Source organism: Actinotignum urinale DSM 15805 (assembly GCF_000420445.1).
Lineage (GTDB): Bacteria > Actinomycetota > Actinomycetes > Actinomycetales > Actinomycetaceae > Actinotignum > Actinotignum urinale.
Window position 1 is genome coordinate 119,636 of the sequence record NZ_ATUY01000005.1, and the last position, 22,755, is coordinate 142,390.

Sequence of the window (22,755 nt, forward strand, 5' to 3'; positions counted from 1 at the left end):
ACAAATTCCTTCATAAATGTGCTATTTTTTGCCACATCGGCTCCGCGGAAGATGTGCGAGCCTTTCAGGGGCAGGTTTGCAGAAATTGTTATTGCGCGCTACTTTATATTTTTACTGCGCTGCGCGACTTCCTCTGCGATGGCGCCTAAAGAATCTGCGGGATGGCCGAGAATCGTCTTCCGAAGGCTGGAAGAATCTTTCGCGCTGGGAATTTTGGGAAGAATCTTGCGTATCCGGGACAAAAGCACGCCTTCCAGGAGTTGCGCGGTGCCCCGTAGGTTGGTTTTTTTCGGCGCGAACGTCATCATTCGCAGCATCCACCACATCACCAGTTGCTTGAGCGACGGGCAAATCGGCTGTTGCCGGAACGTCCACACTATCAGATCCCGCCTGAGCATCGGACTGCGCAACGACGTCAAAAATACTCACGCGCTGTGCCGATTCCTCAACACTATAGGGTTTTTCGACGGCATTTCCTTGCGTTTCCGGTTGCTCATTATGCCCTTCATCTTCTGGCGTTCTCCATGCTCTAGATCCAACAGATCCCTTCACCGTATCGGAAATCGATGGCCAAACCGGATGAGCTAAAGACTCTTCACTTTGAACGGAATCCTCTGCTCGCCATCTCCTACCCATGCGTGAAACTTGTGGAAGATCTGGTTGTTCGACAACTTGAACACTAGGTTCGGGTTGCGTCTCGCGTGTAGCGTTGTCATCCGAATCGTTAGGCGTGAAGGACTCTCCGTCTGCTACGGGTTCCTGCTCACCGGACTCGTGAGTAGAGGATTCGTCGTCGTCGACATCGCGCGCGGAAAAATCTTCATTATCTGATTCTTGAACAGTGACGGCACTATCCCAAAAATCTTCAAATGCAGTTGTTTCCTCTACGTCCGTTGTCTCGTCAACAACTTCGGCGCTATCTGTTTCTTCGCGGTAAGCGTTATAAACATCTGCTTCGCCGTCGTTATCGTCGGGCATATTTACCGATGCCTGCGTCAAAGCAAAGACCGTGTTTTGCGGACGAACATCGTCGACGCTAATAAGAATCTCACCGTGGGATTCCACCGCCGTAACCCTTTTAACGAGAACGCCTGCACCAGCCAGCGCACGAATCGCATTAATCGCATCTTCATCGATATCTAACGCAAAAACAATAAGGCGAGGCCCGGATACCGGAATCGGCGGATTTGCCGCCACGAAAGCCTGCCAATTCCCAATAAATAAATGCTGACCACCCGGATATAGGCGCGTAATACTTTCACGATCAATGCCTGAATGTTCACCACTTCTTCCCAGGGCATCAAGCAGATGTGTGGCATCAAAATATTCGTGAATTTCGACGGTAACTATCTGTCCCGTTGCATCCAACGCTAAGAAAGATGAAACTTTTTGCGTTCTGCCTTGAGAGGATGGGACATCGTGCGTCATCCATGTTAAGGGAAATAGCGGAGTATCGGTTAACGATATCACGTTATGCCGCAAGCCCTTGAGAATCTCTTCCCTCGCCTCTTGCGAGAGAGCTGGCGAGGTATGAGCAGCTTCCAACCCCTGGCCACGTAATGTATAAAGACCCACTACCGCCCTCCTCTATAAATATTTGACATAGTTATACTTATTCTAGTTGCTTTAGAACTAAAAGGTGGGACTTATTATGAAGAACTAAGGCGAAACCGGACATTTTTCCAGTATTTTACCAAGAGTGAAATACTAATCTAGCTAACTCTGCGTTAACTAAAAGTACCCTCACTCGCACGTAAACCCAGGAAAAATGACCTTATCGTCGTCGAAAACATAAAAGGTTTCGATGCTTTTAGTGGATACCGGAAATGGTGCCGTCCTCATCAACACGGATGGAAACGGCGCTCGGCACCTTTGGCAAACCGGGCATTAACATGACTGTTCCGCTAATAACCACCACAAAACCTCCACCGGAACTTAAACGCACCTCACGAACAGGGAATTCAAAATCTGAAGGCGCCCCAAGGACTTTCGCATCCGCACTAAACGATGCAGGTGTTTTCGCGATACATACGGGGAGGTTTCCGTAGCCCTTTTCTTCCAATTCCGCCAGTGTTCGCTTGGCTACGGGCGTGAAGGTCACCTTGCCCCCGCCGTAAACCTTGTGGACCACGGCGTCGATTTTTTCCGTGAGCTTCGCGTCCATGTCGTAGGTGTAAGAGATGCTGTTCGGTTCCTCGATAGCGTCGAGAACCGCGTTGGCAAGATTGGTCGCACCTTCACCACCGCGGGCGTAATGTTCAGAAACCGCGCATCGCACGCCCATTTTTCGGGCTTCTTCCATCACTAACTCGATTTCCTTATCCGTGTCGGAATAGAAACGGTTAATGGCGACAACTACGTTCTGTCCCCACAACTTCACAAGGTTTTCCACATGGCGACGGGCATTTGAGAACCCTGCCTTAACAGCGTCCAGGTTCTCCTGCTCAAGTTCGGAAAGTGCGACGCCCCCGTGATACTTAATGGCGCGAATCGTTACAACGCACACCGCGGCATCGGGCTGGATACCGGCGTTACGGCATTTAATATCGATGAATTTCTCAGCGCCTAGATCTGCACCGAAACCGGCTTCCGTCACAACGATTTCGCCTGTCGCCAATGCGCCACGTGTTGCCATCACAGAGTTGCAACCGTGGGCGATATTTGCGAAGGGGCCACCGTGAATAAATGCAGGGGTTCCTTCAAGGGTACGTACAAGATTCGGAGAAAATGCTTCGACGAGGAGCGCGACCATTGCGTTCGTTGCATCAATATCATCTGCGGTAACGGTTTGACCATCATAGGTGTAGCCCACGTGGATTCCGCCAAGGCGGGTACGCAAATCTTCAAGGCTGGAAGCAAGGCAGAAGGTAGCCATTACTTCGCTGGCGGCCGTAATATCGAAACCTGCTTCGCGCGTAACACCCGCAGTTTTCCCGCCGATTCCCACGACGATATTGCGTAGGGCACGGTCGTTCATATCGAGGGCGCGGCGTACAACAACGGTTCTCGGGTCGATATTGTGGGTTCCGAAATGCAGTGCGTTATCCGTCATTGCGGCGAGAAGATTTTGCGCTGCGGTAATGGCGGCGAAATCTCCGTTAAAGTGCAGGTTGATATTGGTTGCAGGGGTAACCTGGGCTTTCCCTCCACCAATCGCGCCACCTTTGATTCCGAAAATCGGGCCGAGGGATGGTTCACGCAACGCCAAAACAGCGTTTTTTCCAAGCGCGCGAAGGCCATCTGCCAAACCAATGGAAGTTGTTGTTTTACCTTCGCCCGGAGGTGTGGGAGACATCGCCGTGACGAGCACGAGTTTTCCTTGAAGCTTAGAGGATTCAATATAGGTGCGATCAATCTTTGCGCGATCACGTCCGTAGGGAATGAATGCGTGGGCGGGAATTCCCGCACCTTGGGCTATCTCAAATAAATCATGCTCGTTATGCATACCCTGAATTTTATATGCTTACTGGCTCAATGTCTGCTATCTGTCCATCGTGGTGACACGTTTCGCACTGCGCTACGTCATCCGCTGTTCGGGCACGGTTTGCGTAACGCAATTTATAGTTTCAGGGCTTTTCCTGCATTGACGTAACGCTACCCTGACTTTTCACAAATTTCGCGTAGATTTTCACCTGCATGCGCTTTTGTCTGATATTATCCAGGGCGCACAAAACACGTGAAAGCCACGCTAGCCAGGGTTGCCCAGCTTTATTCGAGTGGCCCCATATCGGCTTCGTATTCTTCACGAATACGCTCCCCGCGAGCCTCGTCGAAGGAATCCAGGCGCCTCTTCACTTTCGCGGGAACACCCACGGCAATGGAGTTCGGGGGAACATCTTGCATCACGACGGCTCCCGCCCCAACAATGGAGTTTTCCCCGATTGTCACGCCTGGCCCAATTGTTACCGAGGCACCAATCCAGACGTTGTCCTCAATGGTGATAGGGCTACCGTACTCAAGTTTTGTGGTTGCACGCAGGTTGGGGTCAATGGGGTGCGCGGCGGTGGTGAGCGTTACGCGCGGACCGATAAGCACACGGTTTCCAATACGAATCGGCGCAACATCCAACATGATTGCTCCCGTATTAATGAAAGTTTCCTCTCCGATGTACACATTGACACCGTAGTCGCAGTGAACTGGTTGGATAACTGTTGCAGAATCAGGGAATGCGCCAAAAAGTTGTTTCGCTAATTCTCGCGCTACATCCTCTTCGTTAACAGGTGTTGCATTGAGCTTCGCCTGAATAGGTAAGGTCGTAGCGCAAACCTTCAACTGATATTCCTCATCGGGAATATACATTTTTCCGGCAACCATACGTTTCCATGTTCGTGAAGGCTCTCCGAAACGTTCTGCCACATTCGAGCAGTCAATAGTTTCATAATCACCGGCGCTTGGCCCGGGCGCAATCGCCTTATCCGGTTTCACAGCAAATCCTTCACGCATTGGCTCTCCTTTAATCACAGCGTGCTCCTATTATCTCACGCCCGCATAAAATTTCTCAAAATGCTGAATGGCAGCCGTTTCGGCACCACTACACTACACCTACAAACACCTGAGTCTACTAACTCTACTTTCTACCCAGTTCTTCACCATTCTTACTTTGACGAACATACATATCGCCGTAACCATCTAGCTGTTTGCCTCAATCTCCTAGCTACGCCACTTTGGTTCATCTACGTCGCCCACTGCTCACAATCCTCAGCCCTGGGTTCCCCTATGAACATGAAAAAACCGCCTATTTTCATTGAAAACAGGCGGTTTTTGTCGGGGTAGCGGGATTTGAACCCACGACCTCTTCGTCCCGAACGAAGCGCGCTACCAAACTGCGCCATACCCCGTGGCAACTCAACTATAATAGCTAAAATTTCGGGAAAATACGAATATCAGAATCTTTTGTGCGCTACGCTACAGCCAGCCGCGCGTGCTGACGAGAAGTTCGTTCCTCCCTCGCAAAGCTATAGCCGTTTCCCAACTATCAGACCTGACTTCCACACCCCACTCCTTACCTTCACAAGTTTCTGGTTTTGCATTGGGGTGAAGTGTGTTTGTTGGCTCTATTCCTCGCGAATACCCACAGCGCGGAAATATTGCGAAAACTCTTGCCCCGGCTACCCTAGCTCTGCGCGGGTAACCGCCAGGAGTGTCGCTTCGGGTCTGCGCAACACACGTAAGGGAACATACGGGGTGCCTCCCATTCCTGCGGAAAGCTGAACCGCCATTGTATGTTGCTGCATGTTGAAATCTCCATCTCGGCGAAGTGGCGCGCCAGATGTTCCCAAGGGCCAGGTGAAAAGCCCGGAATCATACGCTGTTGGTAAATCGCAGTTGGTGGTGAGCGAACCAATACAAGGCAGTGCAAGCTGTCCGCCGTGCGTGTGCCCCGCAAAAGCAAGCTCCACTCCGTCCTCGTAGAGCGCCTGCAAAGCCCACAGATAGGGTGCGTGAACAAGACCAATACGGACGTGCGGTTGCGCTACGCCGTCGTCACGAACAGCGGGCATGCGAGCTCGGTTAATGTGAGGGTCGTCCATGCCCACAAGGTCAATAACCCATTCGCCCACGTTCATGGTGGCACGTCGATTATTGAGATTCACCCAGCCGGATTCCTCAAAGCGCTGCGACATCTCTTCCCAGGGCAAGTCCATTTCGCGTTCAAGATTTTTCGCCTCAATTGGCAACAAATACGCGAAAGGATTTTTAGGTATCGGGCTGTAGTAATCGTTGGATCCGTACACAAAAGCACCCGGAATTCCCACGAATGGCTCCAGCGCCCGCATAAGACTGTCGAGGGAGTGAACGCTCGAAAGGCTGTCTCCCGTGATAACAAGAAAATCAGGTTCAGTTTCCGCTAGGGAACGTATGTAATCAATTTTCGACGTGTCGTTCGGCAAAAGATGAATGTCGCTCAAATGAAGTATTTTTAAGGACGACGACGAAGGCCTACCCGATTCGTTCTCCTCATTCTCCTGAGGGGGAAGCATTAGGCTTCGGTAGCGTAGAGTGAATGCTCTGTTCTCAAGCAGACCCCACCCTAGCCCGGCAGCGCCGCACAGCCCTATCCCTAGGGCTGTGCGCGCCACACTCTTACGTATCATTTTCCCTTTCCGTCACTTCATTATTCAGAGTTTCATTCTCGTTAATCACGAGCCTCGCCCTGAGCTGCCTCCGGTGCGCTATCTGTGTTGGAGTCCCCGTCGCTGTTTGAGCTAGGAGTGTGCGAGCGAGGCTGTAATTGTTGACGATACCCGCCGTACGCCGAAGTAGCTGGGGCCGGGAATGCCTGGGGTGGCTGGCCCCGCAATGTCGGAATCATAAAGTCAGAGAATATTGTTGCCGGGAACAAACCACCATAAACCTGTGAGTAGTAACGTCCCTTAATCACAGAACCCAACATGGAAATATTTCCGGACATGTGTCCCTGCCACACTGCGGTTGCAAGTTGTGGCGTGTAGCCAACGAACCAGGCATGCCAATCCCTATTCGCAGTACCTGTTTTTCCGGCAACGGGTCGGCCTCCAAGTGAGGCTTTTTCACCTGTCGCACCCGGTGTTGGAACAAGTCGGAGAATCTGTGTTGTCTTACGTGCTGTTTCTTGCGAAACAACCTGCTCGCATTTAGGTTCACGTTTGGCAATAACTTTGCCGTTTTTTTCAATTTTCGTATAGGAATTAATGGTGCAATGCTTGCCATCATTCGCGAGAGTTGCCACGGCGGACGCCATGGAAATCGGTGTCACGTTATTTGAGCCGAGGACGAGTGAAGGGGTAATGGACCAATCTTCGCCGTCGCCTCGCTCAACACCCATTTTTTTGGCTTTATCCACAATATTGCACAGATCAAGGCGTTGTGCCATGCGCGCGTAACCACCGTTAATGGAGTTTTTTGTCAAATCGGCGACGCTACGTAATCCGCCACCCCAGCCGAGATTTCCAACATTCCAATCGTTCCAGGTTCTAGGAACGCAGGAAGCGCGGAAGCTACCCTTAGGCATATACCCACCGGCAGCTTGCACAAGTTCGCCGGCGCTAAACCCGGAGTCAAGCCATTCGAAAAGGGTGAAAATTTTGAAGGATGATCCCGCCTGGTATCCTGAACCGCCACCCATCTTTTTGGAGACGTTGAGGTTCACCTGCGTCATGGCTTTGTCTGTCTCATTCGGAATTCCGTAACGGGTATTTTGAACCATCGCCTGCACATTTCCCGTGCTTGGTTCGATGGAAACAAGCGAAGCCTGGATTTGCGAAGGATCATCAACGGGCTGATTTTTCACAACGGCATCGTAAGCCTGTTGCTGGCGTGCAGTGTTAATCGTCGTATGAATAATGAGTCCACCACGATACAGCTGTGCTGTGCGATCCTCCCTATTTTTACCCCAGGATTCGTCCTGCAATAAATCTTTCACCACGTACTCACAGAAGTACGCGGAAATACCTGCAGATCCGCAACCCGGCGACTGCTCGGAAACACGCATGTAGGCTTCGAGTGGCGTATTGACGGCATCATCGTGTTCTTTTTTCGTAATATAGCCATTTTCTAGCATTCTCGAGAGCACGAAATTACGGCGCTTAATGTTATTTTCGGGATGGCGTACCGGATCCCACTTCGAGGGATTCTGTGTAATACCTGCCATCGTGGCGGCCTCAACAACTGTCAAATCTTTCGCAGATTTAGAGAAATACCGTTGCGAAGCGATTTCCACACCATACTGAGAGGGGCCGAATTGGGCTAAATTGAGGTAGCCGGTGAGAATGTCGTCCTTGGACATTGTTTTTTCAATGGCGATTGAGTAGCGTGCCTCGTTGATTTTTCGCGCCATTGTTTGTTCCGTCGCCTTACGAATATCGAGTTCCTTATGAGCAACTCGCCCTTCTTCAAGGAGTGCGTTTTTCACATATTGCTGAGTAATGGAGGAACCGCCCGAACGGCCACCATCTATTGAATTCGAGAAGAGTGCGCGAACAATACCTTGAACGTCGATGCCGTGGTGTTCGTAAAAACGGCGATCTTCCGTCGCGATAACCGCATCTTTCATGTGTTTGGAGATTTGATCCGATGTCACATTAACGCGGTTTTCGGCATAGAAACGCGCCAAGACGCTACCATCTTCGGCTAGAAGAACGGATTGTTCGGAAGGTTCTGTGAAACCGAGGTTGTCCGGCACATCATCCATGACCTGCGAAAACGCATTTGTTAGCGTCGCCGCGCCTCCGACAAAGGGTAGGGCCATACCAGCGAGCAAAGTGCCACCGCCAAAAAGTGCGACGACAAGGGCTAAAAGGAGCGTCCCTATCTGACGTCCGGTTGCTTCTTTAAGAGAGCTAGAACTCGACATACGTATAGAATACGTTGATTATCACCCCTTTTCCATGATTTACCGCAGGGGTGAATGTCACTAACTGTGTGTTATCCGGCGCAATCTGTGTGTTATCCGGCGTATTCTAGTTGCATTATTTTTTTACGACGCCTTGGCAACTAGGAATCTATGGCGTCACGTTGTGAGAAGTTATTATTTTTTCTCTTTAAGCCACCCCCTGACAATTTTGTTGAAAAACGGTATCATTTCAGTGTTATATGGTTAATCGCACGTCATTTAAAGAACGAAGGATAACGTTGAATCAGTGGTCATCTCAGTGGAATGAATTTGCCTCTTGCGCAAATAGCGACCCTGAGGCCCTTTTTGTCCAGGGTTCAGCACAAAAATACGCAACATCTATTTGTGCAGATTGTCCCGTACGGGAGCGTTGCCTCGCAGAAGCTCTGGAATATCGGCTCATGTATGGCGTGTGGGGAGGAATGACAGAACGCGAACGACGCGCGCTTCTCAAATCCCATCCGGAACACACGGATTGGTTCAAAACCATCCAAAACGGAAAAATTCGCTTATCGCAACGTACTCCGGCTCGCAAAACCCGAGATATTCATGGCATACGCTCATCGCGTAGTTGCACGCGCTAAACAGAAGCCTCCATTTTGAAGTCCTGGTAGCGCCCGTGTCGACGCTCCCCTATTTCAAACATATCCAAGCACTTCAACACTCCGATAAACCCAAATGCTTCAGTATAATAAATACTGCAGATTGAAAACCTGTGCCTGCATGCTTCGTGCAACGCACACAACCTGAAAGTCTGAATTTTATGGGACAGATAAGCAATAAACTCCACAAATTAGGTATTGAACTTCCTCCGGTCGCAAAGCCGGTGGCAGCATACATTCCGGCACAGCGCACAGGCAATATTGTGCGAACATCCGGTCAGCTTCCCCTGACAGCCGGGCAGCTTCCTGGCACGGGTAAGGTCGGCGGCGAAATTTCTCCGGACGACGCCTACCAGTACGCACGTACGAGTGCCCTGAATGCCCTAGCTGCGGCAGCCAGCGTGGCAGGCGGAATCGACAATATTGAGCGTATCCTTCACGCTACCGTATTTGTCTCCTCAACCCCAGACTTCACCGGGCAACCCCAGGTTGCTAACGGTGCATCCGAGCTTTTCAGCCTCATTTTCGGCGATAAAGGGCTTCACACCCGCTCAGCCGTCGGTGTTGCAGTTCTTCCACTCGACGCCCCTGTTGAAGTCGAAATCGAAGTTCTCGTCCGCGACTAAATCACAACTACTGAATCACTATATGGTCGGCCATTCTGCACAAGAATCGCCGACCACATATGTTACGTACTATATTTTTATGTTGCGCGTGTAGGAATGAATACGTAGCGCAAGTACGAATATGTTTCGCGTGTAGGAATATGTAGAGCATGTCGGACTCTCGCTCTCGTTACCAATTCCTACCTGTTGTTAACGTTGCGCTTCGAGAAATTCACGGATAATATCCGCATCAATTTCTCGGGCATAAGCGCCACCCTCAAACACCTCTAATGCACCAATTCCGTGCTGGAAAACAAAGCGTGTTTTCCCGCCCAGGGCCTTTTTATCGTGTTCCATCGCATCCATAATCGCGTCAACAGTAACGTTTTCGGGAATTTCCGTCGGCAAACCGATAGCTTTCAGCAAGCGTTCCATGCGGGCAACGTCGCCCTCACTCACATACCCGAAATGCAACCCCAGCTTCGCCTGAAGCAACAAGCCCACGGCCACACATTCGCCGTGAGTCATCGTGAAGCCCATCGCCGCCTCCAAGGCACGCCCAATCGTGTGCCCAAGATTTAATCCCATGCGCCGATTACCTTCATGCACATCCGACTGCACAAAATCCTGCTTAATTCGCGCATTGCGCTCCGCAATATACTGGCTCAGTTCCTCATCCGCCACGCACTCGTGAAGCCCCATTTTCCGCTCCACAAAAGCATTTTCGAGCACATCAAAATAGTGCGCGTCCGCCAAACACGCGTGTTTAACCGTCTCGCCCATGCCGTCACGAATCTGCGAATCGTCAAGAGTAAGCCACCGCTCCACATCAATAAGAACAGCGCCGGGCTGATGGAACGCGCCAATTAAATTCGTGGCGTGATGCGTATCGACGGCAGTCTTTCCTCCGATGGCAGCATCCGCCGCGCCGACCAACGTCGTCGTCCATGTAATATACGGGATACCGCGAGTGAATGTCGCGGCAACGAAACCCGCAAGGTCGCTCACCACGCCTCCACCAATCGCCACAATCACGCTATCGCGATTAAAACCGGCATCCAACATGGCGTCCTCAAGGCGCTCTTTCGTGGCGCGAACCTTGCTTTTCTCGCCGGCGGGGAACACAAACAGCTGCGCGCGCTCGCCTAAATCTTCGGCAACTGCCCGCGCCACCAAATCCGCGACGGTAGAATCCGTAATCACCGCAACTTTTCGCTTCGCATATCGAGGTTCAGCCAGCACATCCTTTAAAGAATCTGTAAGGTTTCGCCCAATAATGAGCGGGTAGGATTCGTCAATCGTGCGGGTCAGCTGAATATCAATACGTTGCGTTGTCATATCTCTAGGGTATCGGTTGACGCATTTTTTCGTTTTTTATTTCACGACGACGGCGCAGCGCTACTGCCAATCATTCACGCCTCGCGTTATTGTTCCGAGCGTGGGCTACCTGCGTCGCGCCTCAACCTTATGCGGGCGGATGCTGAGGAAACACTTGCGCACGCCAACACACGACCACCTCAACCTTATGCGGGCGGATGCTGAACAATCCAGGTGTGCATCGCAATCGCGGCGGCCGCGGCAACATTCAGCGAGCGTGTGGAACCATACTGTGTTATTTCGACGGCAGAATCACATGCGTTCAAAAGATCCGAAGAAATACCTGTGGATTCCTGCCCAAAAACAAAAAGGCAGTTTTCCGGTAGAGGTGTGCGTTCAATCGGCGTTGCACCCTCCTGGTTGTCAATTGCCACAAGATTATATGCGTTGTCTTGTGCCCACTGGGTGAGATCCTCAGGAGTCGGGTGATAATACATGTTGAGGTAACGATCCGTAACGAGCGCGCCACGTTTATTCCATTTATGGCGCCCCACAATATGAACACCGGCAAGATTAAAAGCATTCGCTGTGCGCACAATCGACCCAATATTCAAATCATGCTGGAGGTTTTCAATAGCAATATGTAAAGGGTTTCGTCGTTCATCTAAATCCGCTTTAATTGCGTCAACGCTCCAGTAACGATACTTGTCCAGCACGTTACGAGTATCCCCCGTGAGAAGATACAGAGGATCGTAATGCGAACCTGTTGGCCACGGCTCTGTATGTGGCCCTACCCCAACTGTGCGTTGCTGACTGAATGCGGGGGTGTCCACAGACGAAGTTTCTATATCCGAACTTTCCTTATTTTCCACATCATAAGGGTACTATTCTTGCGCCATTTCAGGCTATTTCCTATCCACATGTGTACAGCGTCAAGTAAGTATCCACAATTTTTGGTAAATTAACCCACATATTCGCCAAGTTAGATACACTTAATGTTGCTCACGTCACACACATGGAAAGGCTGCTATGAAATCTCCATTTAAAAAATTTATAGCTCTTACAGCCGTTGCTACCATGGCTGTTTTCAGTACCGCTTGCGGGACTAAATCTTCCTCCGATTCGAGCAAAGATGCATCGCAAAGCGCTCCTGCAAAAGAAGGCAAAGCTAATATTCTTGATAAAACGGCAGCAAAAAATTTGAATGCCGATCTTACCAAAGGCAAGCAGTTCTTCGAAGTTATTGATAAAAAAGTCGCCAATGATTTTGTTGAGCAGGCAAAAAAGACCCTTCAGGAAAACAATAAGCCCGGTGCAACTAAGGATCTCTTCTCCTCTGGAAGATCTGCCACACTCAAAGTGGCTCTTGAAATGGAAGGCGGGCAAAAAATTAACATGGATGGAGAAATTCAGGTTGACCCCACCACAAAGATTATCTACATGCCTCTTAATATGAAGGGCGAGCAAGGAAACGGAGCTCCTGCCCAAAGCTTCAAAATGGATGTATGGATGAAGCAAATTGATGCAAATACTGTTGAAACCTACACAAACATGCAGGGAATGTGGAAAAAACAAAAGCAATCTATCGACTCCGCAATGAATAGCTTGTCCTATAACAGCTCTTTCATTAATGAAACCCTCCTCAAGGGAGACATAATGAAGATTTACGCCAACGACAACGATTTCATTATCACCAACGATATTACAGGCGGAGAATCTCTGAAATTGAATGGCTCCACACAGCTAATCGATAAAGGCTATTTTGAAGTAAAGTTCTCAAAGGCCTCCAAGAAGTCCACCGGCGTTTACCTAACCTTCGAAAGTAAGGCTGAGGGCGCGCAAAGTAAGGGAAGTGTCACTTCCACACAACTCAATAAGAAGTTCTCTCTTAAGGACATTCCAGCCGAAGCCAAATCAGCACAATCCGTAAACTAAAATTTCGGTTTTTAGTGTTACATTCACGCCACGATTAATAGTTAAGTGTGGGATGCAGTTTTTCTGCATCCCACACTTTTCTTACCACTCCCCTTCCGCGATTCGAACACAACACTGATTTTTGCCTGTATCAAGACGCATATAGAGCACTTCCACTGTGGAAAGACATCCACTTTTATTCTCCCTATGACGTAGAATAACAATCGTTGAGAACTGTTCTGAGAAAGGGCGTCATGCGATTCACACGTCACATTCTCGCCACACTCGTGGCGGGAGCTCTAAGCCTTGCAACCCTTTCAGCATGTACAAGCACCGAATCTGCCACATCGCAACTTGAGCCTGTCACCACCGTCTCTGCCCTCTACACTAAACTCACCGCCGGCGAGAAATACAAGGAAATCAGCGGGAAAGAGGCGTCCTCCGCCGTCGAAAAAACACTGGAAAAACTTCCTGCTGACACCAAAGAAACCAACCCTTTCAACACGTCACTTCATCTTTTCTTCAATTTCGACATTGAGATTCGAGATCCTTTGGAATACGAAGAAGACTCGGGAACAAAGTTCAATATAGACGCCAATTTAACGATTGATGCGAATACTCAGCTCGGGCATATTTCCCTCGAAAAACAAGACCCGAAGGAAATAGACAATATTCATTTCCCTTTCACCGCGGACGTGTGGCTATCACGGAATAATGATTCCTCCATTCAAATGTATGCCCAATCGCACGATAAAATTCGCACGACGCGAGTTGAGGCAAAGGACGTGCGCACCACGGTTCCTGGTTTTGGGCTACTCCTCCTGACGAAGCAACAGATTTTCAACCAGCCAGAAAAAGTGCACGTATTCGAATCCAAAGATTCCTATATTTTGACAGGGGCATCCTCCAAAGATTTCATTCTTTCTTTTATGGATGACCCGTTGGAGTCCATGAATTCAGTAACAACAGTCGCCGAAGTAAAAGTTTCAAAAAAGACTTTCGAGATTCAAGCCATGCATGTTCGTTCTCATCTCACTTCGGACGACGACGAAGAGTTTATTTTCACAACGTATGTGGAGAAGAAACCGGATATTACTCCCCTTGAGGAATTGCCTTTTGATCCGTCGACGGCAGTCGAGAAGCCCGGCCCGCAGTAAAGAGTGTACGCATTTTGTAGCAGCTAGAAAGTCGCAAGGTTGAATGAGGTTAATAGCGTGTTGCGCACCAACCGGCACGGCATTTATGCGATGATCATGCCCCACTCGTACCTCAACATTGAAGCTGTGTGCGTTATTTGTTTATTGTGTGCGCTACGCACCAGGGGTTTACTCGTGTTTTTCTCGGTTGATTCCCGCCATTTCTGGGTTAATAACATGTGGACCACGGCCGGATAATCCAGGTCCGGCGAAACGGCGAACGAGCCAGCGAGGCGCAAGGCGCCCCAGCCCAACGGCGAATTTATATAGCGGAGTTGGCGTTGTAAGAACTTTGCCTTCAGAACAGGCTTGGAGGGCGTCTCTCACAACCACGTCCGGTGTGGTGAAGGAGAATTCCGACCATTGTGTGGCGTCAACTTGTGAGCGATTGTGAAAATCTGTGTGGATAAGCCCTGGGGTGACGCATGTGACGTTTACTCCGGTGCCTTTCAGGTCCGTAGCTAATCCCTCACTAAATGTGGAGACCCATGCTTTATGCGCTGAATATGTGCCTTGTGCCGTAACGCTTGCCGCCGAAGAAACATTAATGATTCCTCCATAGCCACGACGTGAAAATTCTTTGGCGGCCGCGTGGCAGGTAATCAGCACTGCCTCTACCATCACATGCAGGGCGTCTAGTTCTTTGGTGAGTTTTCCGCCAATAAAATCTTGCCCCAGCCCAAAACCCGCATTATTCACGAGTAAACCGATAGGGCGTTGCGTGGAGGCAACTCGGTGCGCAACTACTTCTGCGCCTTCACGAGTGGCCAAATCTGCGGGGAGGACCTCCACCTTCACGCCGTTTTCTCCGCGAAGATTATCCGCGATCTGTTCCAAACGTTGCGCATTGCGTGCTACAAGAACAATATCGTTTCCTTCGCGCGCTAGCTGTTTGGCAAATTCAAGACCCAAGCCGGAGGAAGCTCCGGTAATTAAAGCTGTACCCATGCCCATTAGTCTACTAGCCCGCAATCCTCCTCAGCGAACCTCTCCACACCTGGTTATTAGCAAGCCCTCTGTCCACAACAAGGTTTTCCACAACTTCCGTTATCCACAGGGAACGCCATTCATAAGTTCCGGAATCCACAGGGAGGAGCCCTACACAGGGAGGAGCCCTACACAGGCTTAGCTATACACAGCCTTAACTCCCCCCAGGTGCGTTATCCTCTGTCGATGTTTATCCATATTTAATCCCGCATCACAGTACATATCTTCCCCTATACGCCATCTCGCCACCCCGACCACGGTAAAGTAACACTATGCGTATTGGATCATGGAACATTAACTCCATCCGAGCACGTACCGAACGTGCCCAAGATGTTCTCGACCGCTGGAATCTTGATGTTCTCCTCCTCCAGGAAACAAAATGCAAACCCGAGCAATTCCCGGTTGCCCCTTTTGAAGAGGCCGGGTATGAGGTGGCATGCATTGGACTCACTCAGTGGAACGGTGTGGCAATTCTGTCTCGTGTCGGCTTGGAAAACGTTCGCACCTACTTCCCCGGCCAGCCCGGTTTCTCCAAAGAGCAGGGCGTCGGCGTTGCCGATACACACGACACCGCCGACGCACCCGGTGCTTCCAACACTATTAGCGCCACAACTCCCGCCCTCTTTTCCGAAGCGCCCCTAGAAGCCCGTGCAATCGGCGCGCGAGTGGGCGGCGAAACCGGGAAAAGCATTGACGTGTGGAGTCTCTATGTTCCCAATGGTCGCGCCTACGAGGATCCGCACTATTTCTATAAACTCCGTTTCCTCAACAACCTTCGCACCTATATCGATAGCGAAATCGCTCAAGAGCCCGAGAGAAAAATCCTCCTCGCCGGCGACTGGAATATTGCTCCCCAAGACGAGGACGTTTGGGATATTGATTTTTTCCGTAACAACGTCGGGCTTTACGCTTCCCACGAAGAACGCACAGCATTAGCCGGAATTAGCGAAACAGGCTTCACCGAAGTGTCTCGAAACGCTGAAGGCACCTACACGTTCTGGGACTACCAAAAACTACGTTTCCCCAAGAATCAGGGGATGCGCATTGATTTTGCATATTCCTCGCCCGCTTTGACGCCGTTATTCACCCAAGCATGGATTGATCGCGACGAACGCAAAGGGAAAGGCGCCTCGGATCATGTTCCCGTCGTCGTCGAATTTGACCTATAACGGTAACGAAACGCACGTCTGCCTAGAAGGCTCGCACACACGAAACCGAGAGCAGCTGCGATCATCGCAATATAGAACGCCGTGCTGAAATCGCCCCCGTGCGCAATCCCAATTTTTGCGCCCAACTTCGGGGAAAGCATGGCGGCGAGCGAAAATCCACAGAACACCAACGCATAGTTAATTCCCTGGTTCGCCGGCCCAAAACGATCCATCACGAAAGCGGGCATAATCGCAATTGTCCCGCCGAACGTTATCCCCACGGTAAACAAGCCCACACCCAGGGCGAGCGCGCTACCGGGAAGAAGGGTGAGAACCGCAAGCCCGCACGCATCCGCAAAGAAAGTGAGCTGCAAGGCGCGAGTTTTCCCTATCGCGTCCGAAATCCAGCCGAAAGCAAACCGACCGAGCGTCCCAGCAATGGAATACAGCGACACATAAAACGCGGCCGCCATGCTCGTGAGACCATACATTCCCGTCGCAATCCCCACGGAATTCGACACAACCATCAACCCGGAAAACGCACCACATGTGAAGAGGAGGAAAAGAAGCCAAAAATCGAGGGTCGCGAGCACGGCGAAGGAAGGAATAATGCCACGAATACCTTTGCGCGATCTTCCTGGCGTAACGCTCACACCTTTAATTTTCTGTTCAACGCCCTCATCATTTTTACGTTTTTTCGACGGCGTACTGGCGGGCTCAAGTGAAAGTTGCGTATCCGTGTGAGGAGTTTTTTGCGTGGCAGTAACGTGTCTTTCTGCGCCATCATCATTGTTTTGAACAGATTGTGTTTGAGGGGCGATATTACTTTTGCACAGTTCAACGCCCTCAACGGGGGCGGCGCGATAAAAGAGGGCAACGATAATGCCGATAATGAAGAAAATTGTGGCAAAAGTATAGAGGGTTGCACCTAGCCCGCGAGCGCCAATGATTTTCTGGGCTATGGGTGCCATAATCATGCCGGCTGCGCCATTAATGCAGGAAATAATGCCCGCAATCAGCCCGCGTTTGCCAGGGAAAAACCGGAGCGTATTAGACAGGGCGCTCGTGAGGATTAACCCCATACCAATGCCGCCCACAAAACCGTAGGTGGCAACAAATATTCCCGGCGCCTGCGCCCCGGCCGCTAATCCCCAACCAAGAGCGGCGAAGAAGGCGCCGCATGTAGCAGTCCACACGGCTTTTCCGCGGTCGATAAAGAAGCCTCCAATAAGCATAGGGAGGGGTGCGATTGCGTTTGTGAGAGCATAGGCACCCATTGCTCCATCCACACCGAAGCGCTCAATTGCCGGACCCCGGAAAATGGCGAAAACATAGGAACTTCCGGTAATGAACGTCAGCAAACATGCGCACAGGAGGGCAGAAATGGCTCGGGACTTTGTGTGTTTATATACTTTTTTCATCGTGTTTTTCTGAAATAAAAGATGCCTTATCACGATGTAAAAGTCCGAAGCTTAAAAGCTTCGGACTTTTACATATTCGCAAATTGCATAGACTGTGTAATTTAGATAAGTTCTGCAACTTCCTGAATGGACGGGTGGACATAATCGGGGCGGTAGGGGAATTTCACAATATCCTCACGCGCTGTTGACCCGGTAAGAACGAGATGTGTCTGCAACCCCGCTTCCATACCGGAAAGGACATCCGTATCCATGCGGTCACCAACAAGCGCGGTGTTTTCCGAGTGGGAGTTAATGAGGTTGAGTCCGCGGCGCAACATTACCGGATTTGGCTTACCCACATAGTAGGGTTTGCGCCCTGTTGCTGCCGTAATCATGGCGGCAACCGCGCCGGTTGCGGGAATGGATCCATGTTCGGACGGGCCTGTCACGTCGGGGTTTGTGGCAATAAAGCGCGCCCCATTTTCAATAAGGCGAATCGCTTGGGTGAGCGCCTCAATGGAATATGTGCGTGTTTCGCCCAGAACCACAACTTCAGGTTTGACGTTCGTCATAACGAAACCGGAGTTGTACATTGCCGTCGTCAATCCGGCTTCGCCCACAACATAGGCTCGCCTTTCTTCAACCTGATCGGCAAGGAATCGCGCAGTTGCTTCCGCCGATGTCCAAATATGTTCTTCGGGAACTTCCAGCCCCGCCGCACGCAAGCGTTCAGATAAATCGCGACGAGTAAAAATCGAATTATTTGTGAGAACTAAATAGGGGTATTCTTTCTCGTTGAGTTTATCGAGAAAATCTTTAGCACCAGGGAGTGCTTTTTCTTCGTGAATGAGGACGCCATCCATATCGGATAGCCAGCTGGTGATCAGTCGTGTCATACTTTCATGATATGTGAAAATGCCCAAAATATCACGCTTTTGTGGCCTTTACCCAGCGTCCTTTCGCGCGTCATTCGCTTTCCCGAACCTGCTTCAAATAACGGTAAATGGTTGGCTCGGATACGTCTATTGCGTGGGCGAGGTCAATCACTGCTCCGCGTAGCTGGAAGAAGCCGTCCTCGTCGAGTTCGCTAACGATCCGCAGCCGCTCTGCCTGCGTCAGGTGTGTTGGCGAGATGCCGATGCGCGCAATAGCCTGCCCGATTGCTTCACTTTTCATATCTTCGACGGATGCCGATAATATTTCCGGTTTCGTTGTGTGTGTTGTGGCCGATGTTTTTTCGTGTTTTTCCGGATCAACAAATTGTGCCAGGAGGGTTTTCACGGCGTTGTCCAGGTGTTCAAAAGCGCTGTGATCCGTGTTAATACACAACATTCCAACAATTTTTTTACGACGACGGATAAAGAACGTTGCAGAGTGCAGGGTTCTTTTGTCTCCCGGCGTGATGGCTTCATACCCCGTCAGGTAGGGCATATCCGCTTTAGATCCGGCTTTGAGGACGCGCAACATTAGGTCTGTTGCGGGAGAACCTATCCTTCGCCCACTAATATGCCCATTAGCTATGGCAATAACAGAGTTGTCGAGATTGGCAACATCATGGAGAACGACTTCGGAATTTGCTCCAATGGCTACACCTAAAAATTCCACGAGAGGAATAAATTGTGCAACATATGCGCTATTTTCTTCTATCTCAGCCGTATGTTTCTCCGTCGCAGGTTTCTCCGCCACAGGTTTCTCTACCACATGTTCCCCCACCATATGTTCCTCCGCCATATGTTCCTCCGCAACGGAATCGTGATGCACATTATCACCGTCTTTTTTCATAATGATTCCCCGTCAAATCTCATCCCTGAATTATACAAGTGAGCGGAGCCAAACTTGGGTGTTGTTCGACCCCGCTCACCATTCGTTTATCTCCTGCGCTTCATTTTGTTACGGGCAACCACCGTTACGGGCAACCACCGATACGGGCACTCGCCGATACGGACACCCCTCACGGGCTTTTCGGCTTCACATCAGGGTTTGTTACAACAGACGAACCTCTTCAACCAGTTGAGCGTGTTCAAGCGGATGAGTCTGTTAAACCTGATGTAGCGCAAGAGCCTGTCCCCTTTTTACAAAAGACCCTGTCCCTTGCTGACGTAGGATGCCATTTCCTTCTCGGGAACCATGTTGCCGCCCGTAATCCAGCACAGATGTGTGGCATTTGCGAGCTTCTCGTCGGTCAATCCTGCGCGTTCACGGTATTCCTTGTTTTGCACAACGTGGAATGCGCCCTCGAAGCTGGTTGCGGAGGAGGGTTCAATGAAGAGATCATCGTTTTCCGCTAGGAGTGCAACGTTACGGTACATCTGATCGTCTTCTACCGTGTAGTAGCCGTCAATCAGATACTGCATACGCGAACCGACGAAGGCGGAAGGACGCCCGCACGCCAAACCGTCAGCCGCTGTCAAGTTATCGATACCGAAATCTTGAACGGCGACTTCATCGTGCTTGCCGGTGAGCACACCGAGCATCATGGACGGAGAATGTGTGGGTTCTGCAAAGACGCAGTGGACATTATCGCCGAATACCGTCTTCAAACCGAAGGCGACGCCACCCGGGCCACCACCGACCCCGCAGGGAAGGTAGGCGATAAGCGGATGATCTTCATCGACGACGATATCGTAGGCCTTAAACTGGCCGGCAAGGCGACGCCCGGCAACGGCATAACCGAGGAAGAGTGACGGCGAGTTTTCGTCGTCCACGAAGTAAGCTGTCGGATCGCTTTCTGCTTCTTTACGTCCTTGTGCAACAGCGACGGAGTAGTCGGATTCGTATTCGACGACGTTGACGCCGTGGCTACGGAGTTTGTCCTTCTTCCACTGACGTGCATCTGCGGACATGTGGACTGAGGCTTGGAAGCCGAGCTGTGCGCTCATAATGCCGATGGACAGGCCAAGGTTTCCGGTGGATCCTACGGCAACTTTGTACTGGCTGAAGAATTCGCGGGCTTCAGGCGTGTTGAGCTTGGCATAGCTATCTTCCAGGGTGATCAGGCCGTGTTCGAGGGCAAGATTTTCTGCATGCTTGAGCACTTCATATACGCCACCTCGGGCCTTAATGGAGCCGGAGATAGGAAGGTGAGAATCGAGTTTTGCCCAGACTTTACCTGGAATATCGATACCACGACGTTCCGAAATTGCCTTCTGCATATTGGGAACGCAGGCGAGCGGGGATTCGAGGATGCCTGCCGTGCGGTGAGCTGCAGGGAATACTTCGACGAGGTAGGCAGCCCAACGCTTGAGGCGCGCTGCCGCATCGTCAATATCCGCAACCGTGAGCCCAACTTTTGCCAGGCCTTCTTTGGCGGGAAGAACGGCGGGGTTGAACCAATCGGTTTCTTTGAGGTCGATGAGTTCTTGAATCAGCGGGAATTCTTCAACCCACTGTTCCTTTGTTTTTCCTGCAATATCTCCCATGTTTTTTCCTTTCATGTTATGGAGTGAGGGTGTGATGTTTTATGAAGGGTTAGTGTTCATAGATATATGGCGTCGTATCGACGGCGCTTACAGTCCGAAAACGTCTGCGGGCGCACATCCTGCGCATACCTCCCAGAAACGTCCGGGCGTCATATGAAGATGTGAATAATAAGGATGAGGCACAGCGCTACGACGGATGCGATTGTTGTGCCGATGGTCAAGGTTTTCAGCGCTTCCCCAACTGAAATTCCCATGAATTCCTTGTAGAGCCAGAAAAGAGAATCTGTGACGTGCGTCAGACCAATTGCTCCCGCACCGACCGCGAGGGCGATAATAACCGGGGACAAGCCCGGTGTTGTATGCAACATCGGTTCGACAATTCCCGCCGCGGAAATCATGGCAACCGTTGCGCTTCCCACCGCGAAGTGGAGAATAAGAGCAATGAGCCACGCAAGAATAATTGGGCTAATGGGAAGGTTTTTCATTGCCGTGGCAAGCGCTTCTGCGATACCTGATTCTTTAAGGATCTCGTTGAAGGCACCACCCGCACCAATAATGAGGAGCACTCCACCAATTGGGCCGAAACTGCCGTCTGTAATTCCCGACAATTTTTCAAGGCGCAGTCCTCTGAGTAGTCCAAGACTGCAATATGCGTAGAGCACGGAAATAAGGAGGGCAACAATGGGGTGCCCAATCAAACTCATTGCGGTGTGGAATCCGTTTCCTTTCGGAAGTGTTTGATCTGAAATAGTGCGAGTTACCATAATGAGTAGCGGCAAAAGAATCGTAAACAGGGTGTTTCCAAAACCTGGGAGTTTTGTGGGCTGTTCGTCGATCATTTCTTCTGCGTGGGCGACTTCTTCCGTGAGTTGTTCGCCAACTTCTGCTGGGCGATTAACATTTCCAGGAACTACTGGCGGATTAGCAACGATATATTCTTTTTCGTTTTTACGCAGAGCAAGTTTTGTATAGAGTGGCCCACCGATAAGTGATGCGGGAATACCGACGACGAGGCCAAGCATAATCACTGTTCCGATATCTGCCTTCAATGTTCCTGCGATCGCTGTTGCCGCCGGGTGTGGTGGCAGAATGCAGTGCACGATCATAAGGGAAATAGCTAGGGGAACGCCTACTCGCATTTTCGAGCATCCCACTTCTTTCGCCACAACGAAAACAAGGGGCACAAGAAGAACGAAGCCAACCTCAACAAAGACGGGAATACCGGCGATAAGGCCAAGGAAGGTCATAACCATTGGCGCGCGTTTTTCGCCGAATGCTTTGAGCATTGTTTTGGCGAGTCGTTCAGCACCGCCGGAGACTTCCAGCATTTTTCCAAGAATAGCGCCAAAACCAATAATCAGAATAAGGAAACCTAGCGTATCTCCCACACCTTTTTCTAGCAGTTTACCGATATTTCCGGGACTTACCCCGGTAACTGCTGCGGTGAAGATAGAAGCGATAGTGAGGGCGATTGAACCATGTAATTTGAAGACCACAATGAGGACAACAATCATGGCGATCGCCACGAGGAGAACGGCCACGAGGCCGGTCGTTGAGAGAGTCATTTTACCTCCGGATCACAACGTCGTGTCATAATAAAAAGATTATCACTGTGATTGATATTTTATCTTACACGCCCGCTTTGATTAATTGTTTTTGCAAAACTTTTCCAAAGTTGGACTAGTTCCATTTATCAACACTGCATCCATTACCCTAGCCTTTTCTCGTAAACCTTTGGAAAAGATAAAGTTAATAATTACTCCACACCAATCAGCACAGCACCCACTCGCACGCTT

19 protein-coding genes and 1 tRNA gene are annotated in these 22,755 nt (G+C 50.5%); 5 read left to right on the forward strand and 15 right to left on the reverse strand.

Annotated elements, in window-relative coordinates; all coding sequences use genetic code 11:
• Nucleotides 1-111: 111 nt before the first annotated feature.
• The 6 genes from G445_RS0105095 to G445_RS09835 form a co-directional block, all read right to left on the reverse strand.
• The gene (locus G445_RS0105095) at nucleotides 112-1,575 is read right to left on the reverse strand and encodes a hypothetical protein (protein ID WP_022866475.1); all 1,464 of its coding nucleotides are present in this window, start codon (nucleotides 1,573-1,575) and stop codon (nucleotides 112-114) included.
• A 235-nt stretch (nucleotides 1,576-1,810) separates the two neighbouring features.
• Complete coding sequence (locus G445_RS0105100; protein WP_022866476.1) at nucleotides 1,811-3,445, reverse strand: formate--tetrahydrofolate ligase; 1,635 nt, start codon at nucleotides 3,443-3,445, stop codon at nucleotides 1,811-1,813.
• Nucleotides 3,446-3,708: 263 nt separating this feature from the next.
• The gene (locus tag G445_RS09830; protein ID WP_022866477.1) at nucleotides 3,709-4,443 is read right to left on the reverse strand and encodes a DapH/DapD/GlmU-related protein; all 735 of its coding nucleotides are present in this window, start codon (nucleotides 4,441-4,443) and stop codon (nucleotides 3,709-3,711) included.
• Between the two features lie 321 nt (nucleotides 4,444-4,764).
• Nucleotides 4,765-4,838, reverse strand: a tRNA-Pro gene (locus tag G445_RS0105110).
• Nucleotides 4,839-5,108: 270 nt separating this feature from the next.
• The gene (locus tag G445_RS0105115) at nucleotides 5,109-6,095 is read right to left on the reverse strand and encodes a metallophosphoesterase (protein WP_022866478.1); all 987 of its coding nucleotides are present in this window, start codon (nucleotides 6,093-6,095) and stop codon (nucleotides 5,109-5,111) included.
• A gap of 41 nt (nucleotides 6,096-6,136) precedes the next feature.
• Nucleotides 6,137-8,332, reverse strand: coding sequence for a transglycosylase domain-containing protein (locus tag G445_RS09835; RefSeq protein WP_022866479.1), 2,196 nt, complete (start codon nucleotides 8,330-8,332; stop codon nucleotides 6,137-6,139).
• A gap of 278 nt (nucleotides 8,333-8,610) precedes the next feature.
• Here G445_RS09835 and G445_RS0105125 point away from each other — a divergent pair, with 278 nt between their 5' ends.
• On the forward strand, nucleotides 8,611-8,955 hold the full coding sequence (locus tag G445_RS0105125; protein ID WP_022866480.1) for a WhiB family transcriptional regulator: 345 nt from the start codon (nucleotides 8,611-8,613) through the stop codon (nucleotides 8,953-8,955).
• 179 nt (nucleotides 8,956-9,134) lie between these two features.
• Complete coding sequence (locus G445_RS0105130) at nucleotides 9,135-9,599, forward strand: RidA family protein (RefSeq protein ID WP_022866481.1); 465 nt, start codon at nucleotides 9,135-9,137, stop codon at nucleotides 9,597-9,599.
• A 189-nt stretch (nucleotides 9,600-9,788) separates the two neighbouring features.
• Here G445_RS0105130 and aroB read toward each other — a convergent pair whose 3' ends face one another.
• Both aroB and G445_RS09840 read right to left on the reverse strand, forming a co-directional pair.
• On the reverse strand, nucleotides 9,789-10,916 hold the full coding sequence (gene aroB / locus G445_RS0105135; protein ID WP_022866482.1) for a 3-dehydroquinate synthase: 1,128 nt from the start codon (nucleotides 10,914-10,916) through the stop codon (nucleotides 9,789-9,791).
• A 185-nt stretch (nucleotides 10,917-11,101) separates the two neighbouring features.
• The gene (locus G445_RS09840) at nucleotides 11,102-11,767 is read right to left on the reverse strand and encodes a TrmH family RNA methyltransferase (RefSeq protein ID WP_084676486.1); all 666 of its coding nucleotides are present in this window, start codon (nucleotides 11,765-11,767) and stop codon (nucleotides 11,102-11,104) included.
• 157 nt (nucleotides 11,768-11,924) lie between these two features.
• Here G445_RS09840 and G445_RS0105145 point away from each other — a divergent pair, with 157 nt between their 5' ends.
• Both G445_RS0105145 and G445_RS0105150 read left to right on the forward strand, forming a co-directional pair.
• Nucleotides 11,925-12,830 carry a hypothetical protein gene (locus G445_RS0105145; RefSeq protein ID WP_022866484.1) on the forward strand — a complete coding sequence of 302 codons (906 nt, stop codon included), beginning with the start codon at nucleotides 11,925-11,927 and terminating at the stop codon, nucleotides 12,828-12,830.
• A gap of 233 nt (nucleotides 12,831-13,063) precedes the next feature.
• On the forward strand, nucleotides 13,064-13,966 hold the full coding sequence (locus G445_RS0105150) for a hypothetical protein (protein WP_022866485.1): 903 nt from the start codon (nucleotides 13,064-13,066) through the stop codon (nucleotides 13,964-13,966).
• A 168-nt stretch (nucleotides 13,967-14,134) separates the two neighbouring features.
• Here G445_RS0105150 and G445_RS09845 read toward each other — a convergent pair whose 3' ends face one another.
• A complete protein-coding gene (locus G445_RS09845; RefSeq protein ID WP_051127018.1) occupies nucleotides 14,135-14,953 on the reverse strand; it encodes an SDR family NAD(P)-dependent oxidoreductase in 819 nt (272 codons plus the stop codon).
• A gap of 13 nt (nucleotides 14,954-14,966) precedes the next feature.
• A complete protein-coding gene (locus tag G445_RS11915) occupies nucleotides 14,967-15,092 on the reverse strand; it encodes a hypothetical protein (RefSeq protein WP_306718310.1) in 126 nt (41 codons plus the stop codon).
• A gap of 172 nt (nucleotides 15,093-15,264) precedes the next feature.
• Here G445_RS11915 and G445_RS0105160 point away from each other — a divergent pair, with 172 nt between their 5' ends.
• The gene (locus tag G445_RS0105160; protein WP_022866487.1) at nucleotides 15,265-16,161 is read left to right on the forward strand and encodes an exodeoxyribonuclease III; all 897 of its coding nucleotides are present in this window, start codon (nucleotides 15,265-15,267) and stop codon (nucleotides 16,159-16,161) included.
• On the opposite strand, the gene G445_RS10860 is transcribed toward G445_RS0105160, so the two are convergent.
• From G445_RS10860 to G445_RS0105185, 5 genes are all read right to left on the reverse strand, one after another.
• Entirely contained in the window at nucleotides 16,128-17,561 is a 1,434-nt protein-coding gene (locus G445_RS10860; protein WP_022866488.1) for an MFS transporter, read from the reverse strand. The genes G445_RS0105160 and G445_RS10860 overlap by 34 nt on opposite strands.
• Nucleotides 17,562-17,662: 101 nt before the next feature.
• On the reverse strand, nucleotides 17,663-18,436 hold the full coding sequence (locus G445_RS0105170) for an HAD-IIA family hydrolase (RefSeq protein WP_022866489.1): 774 nt from the start codon (nucleotides 18,434-18,436) through the stop codon (nucleotides 17,663-17,665).
• A 70-nt stretch (nucleotides 18,437-18,506) separates the two neighbouring features.
• Nucleotides 18,507-19,322, reverse strand: a complete 816-nt coding sequence (locus G445_RS0105175) for a helix-turn-helix transcriptional regulator (protein ID WP_022866490.1) — start codon at nucleotides 19,320-19,322, stop codon at nucleotides 18,507-18,509.
• A gap of 290 nt (nucleotides 19,323-19,612) precedes the next feature.
• Nucleotides 19,613-20,959 (reverse strand): D-serine ammonia-lyase, encoded by a 1,347-nt coding sequence (locus tag G445_RS0105180; RefSeq protein WP_022866491.1) that lies wholly within the window; start codon nucleotides 20,957-20,959, stop codon nucleotides 19,613-19,615.
• A gap of 149 nt (nucleotides 20,960-21,108) precedes the next feature.
• A complete protein-coding gene (locus G445_RS0105185) occupies nucleotides 21,109-22,524 on the reverse strand; it encodes a GntT/GntP/DsdX family permease (protein WP_022866492.1) in 1,416 nt (471 codons plus the stop codon).
• Between the last annotated feature and the right edge of the window lie 231 nt (nucleotides 22,525-22,755).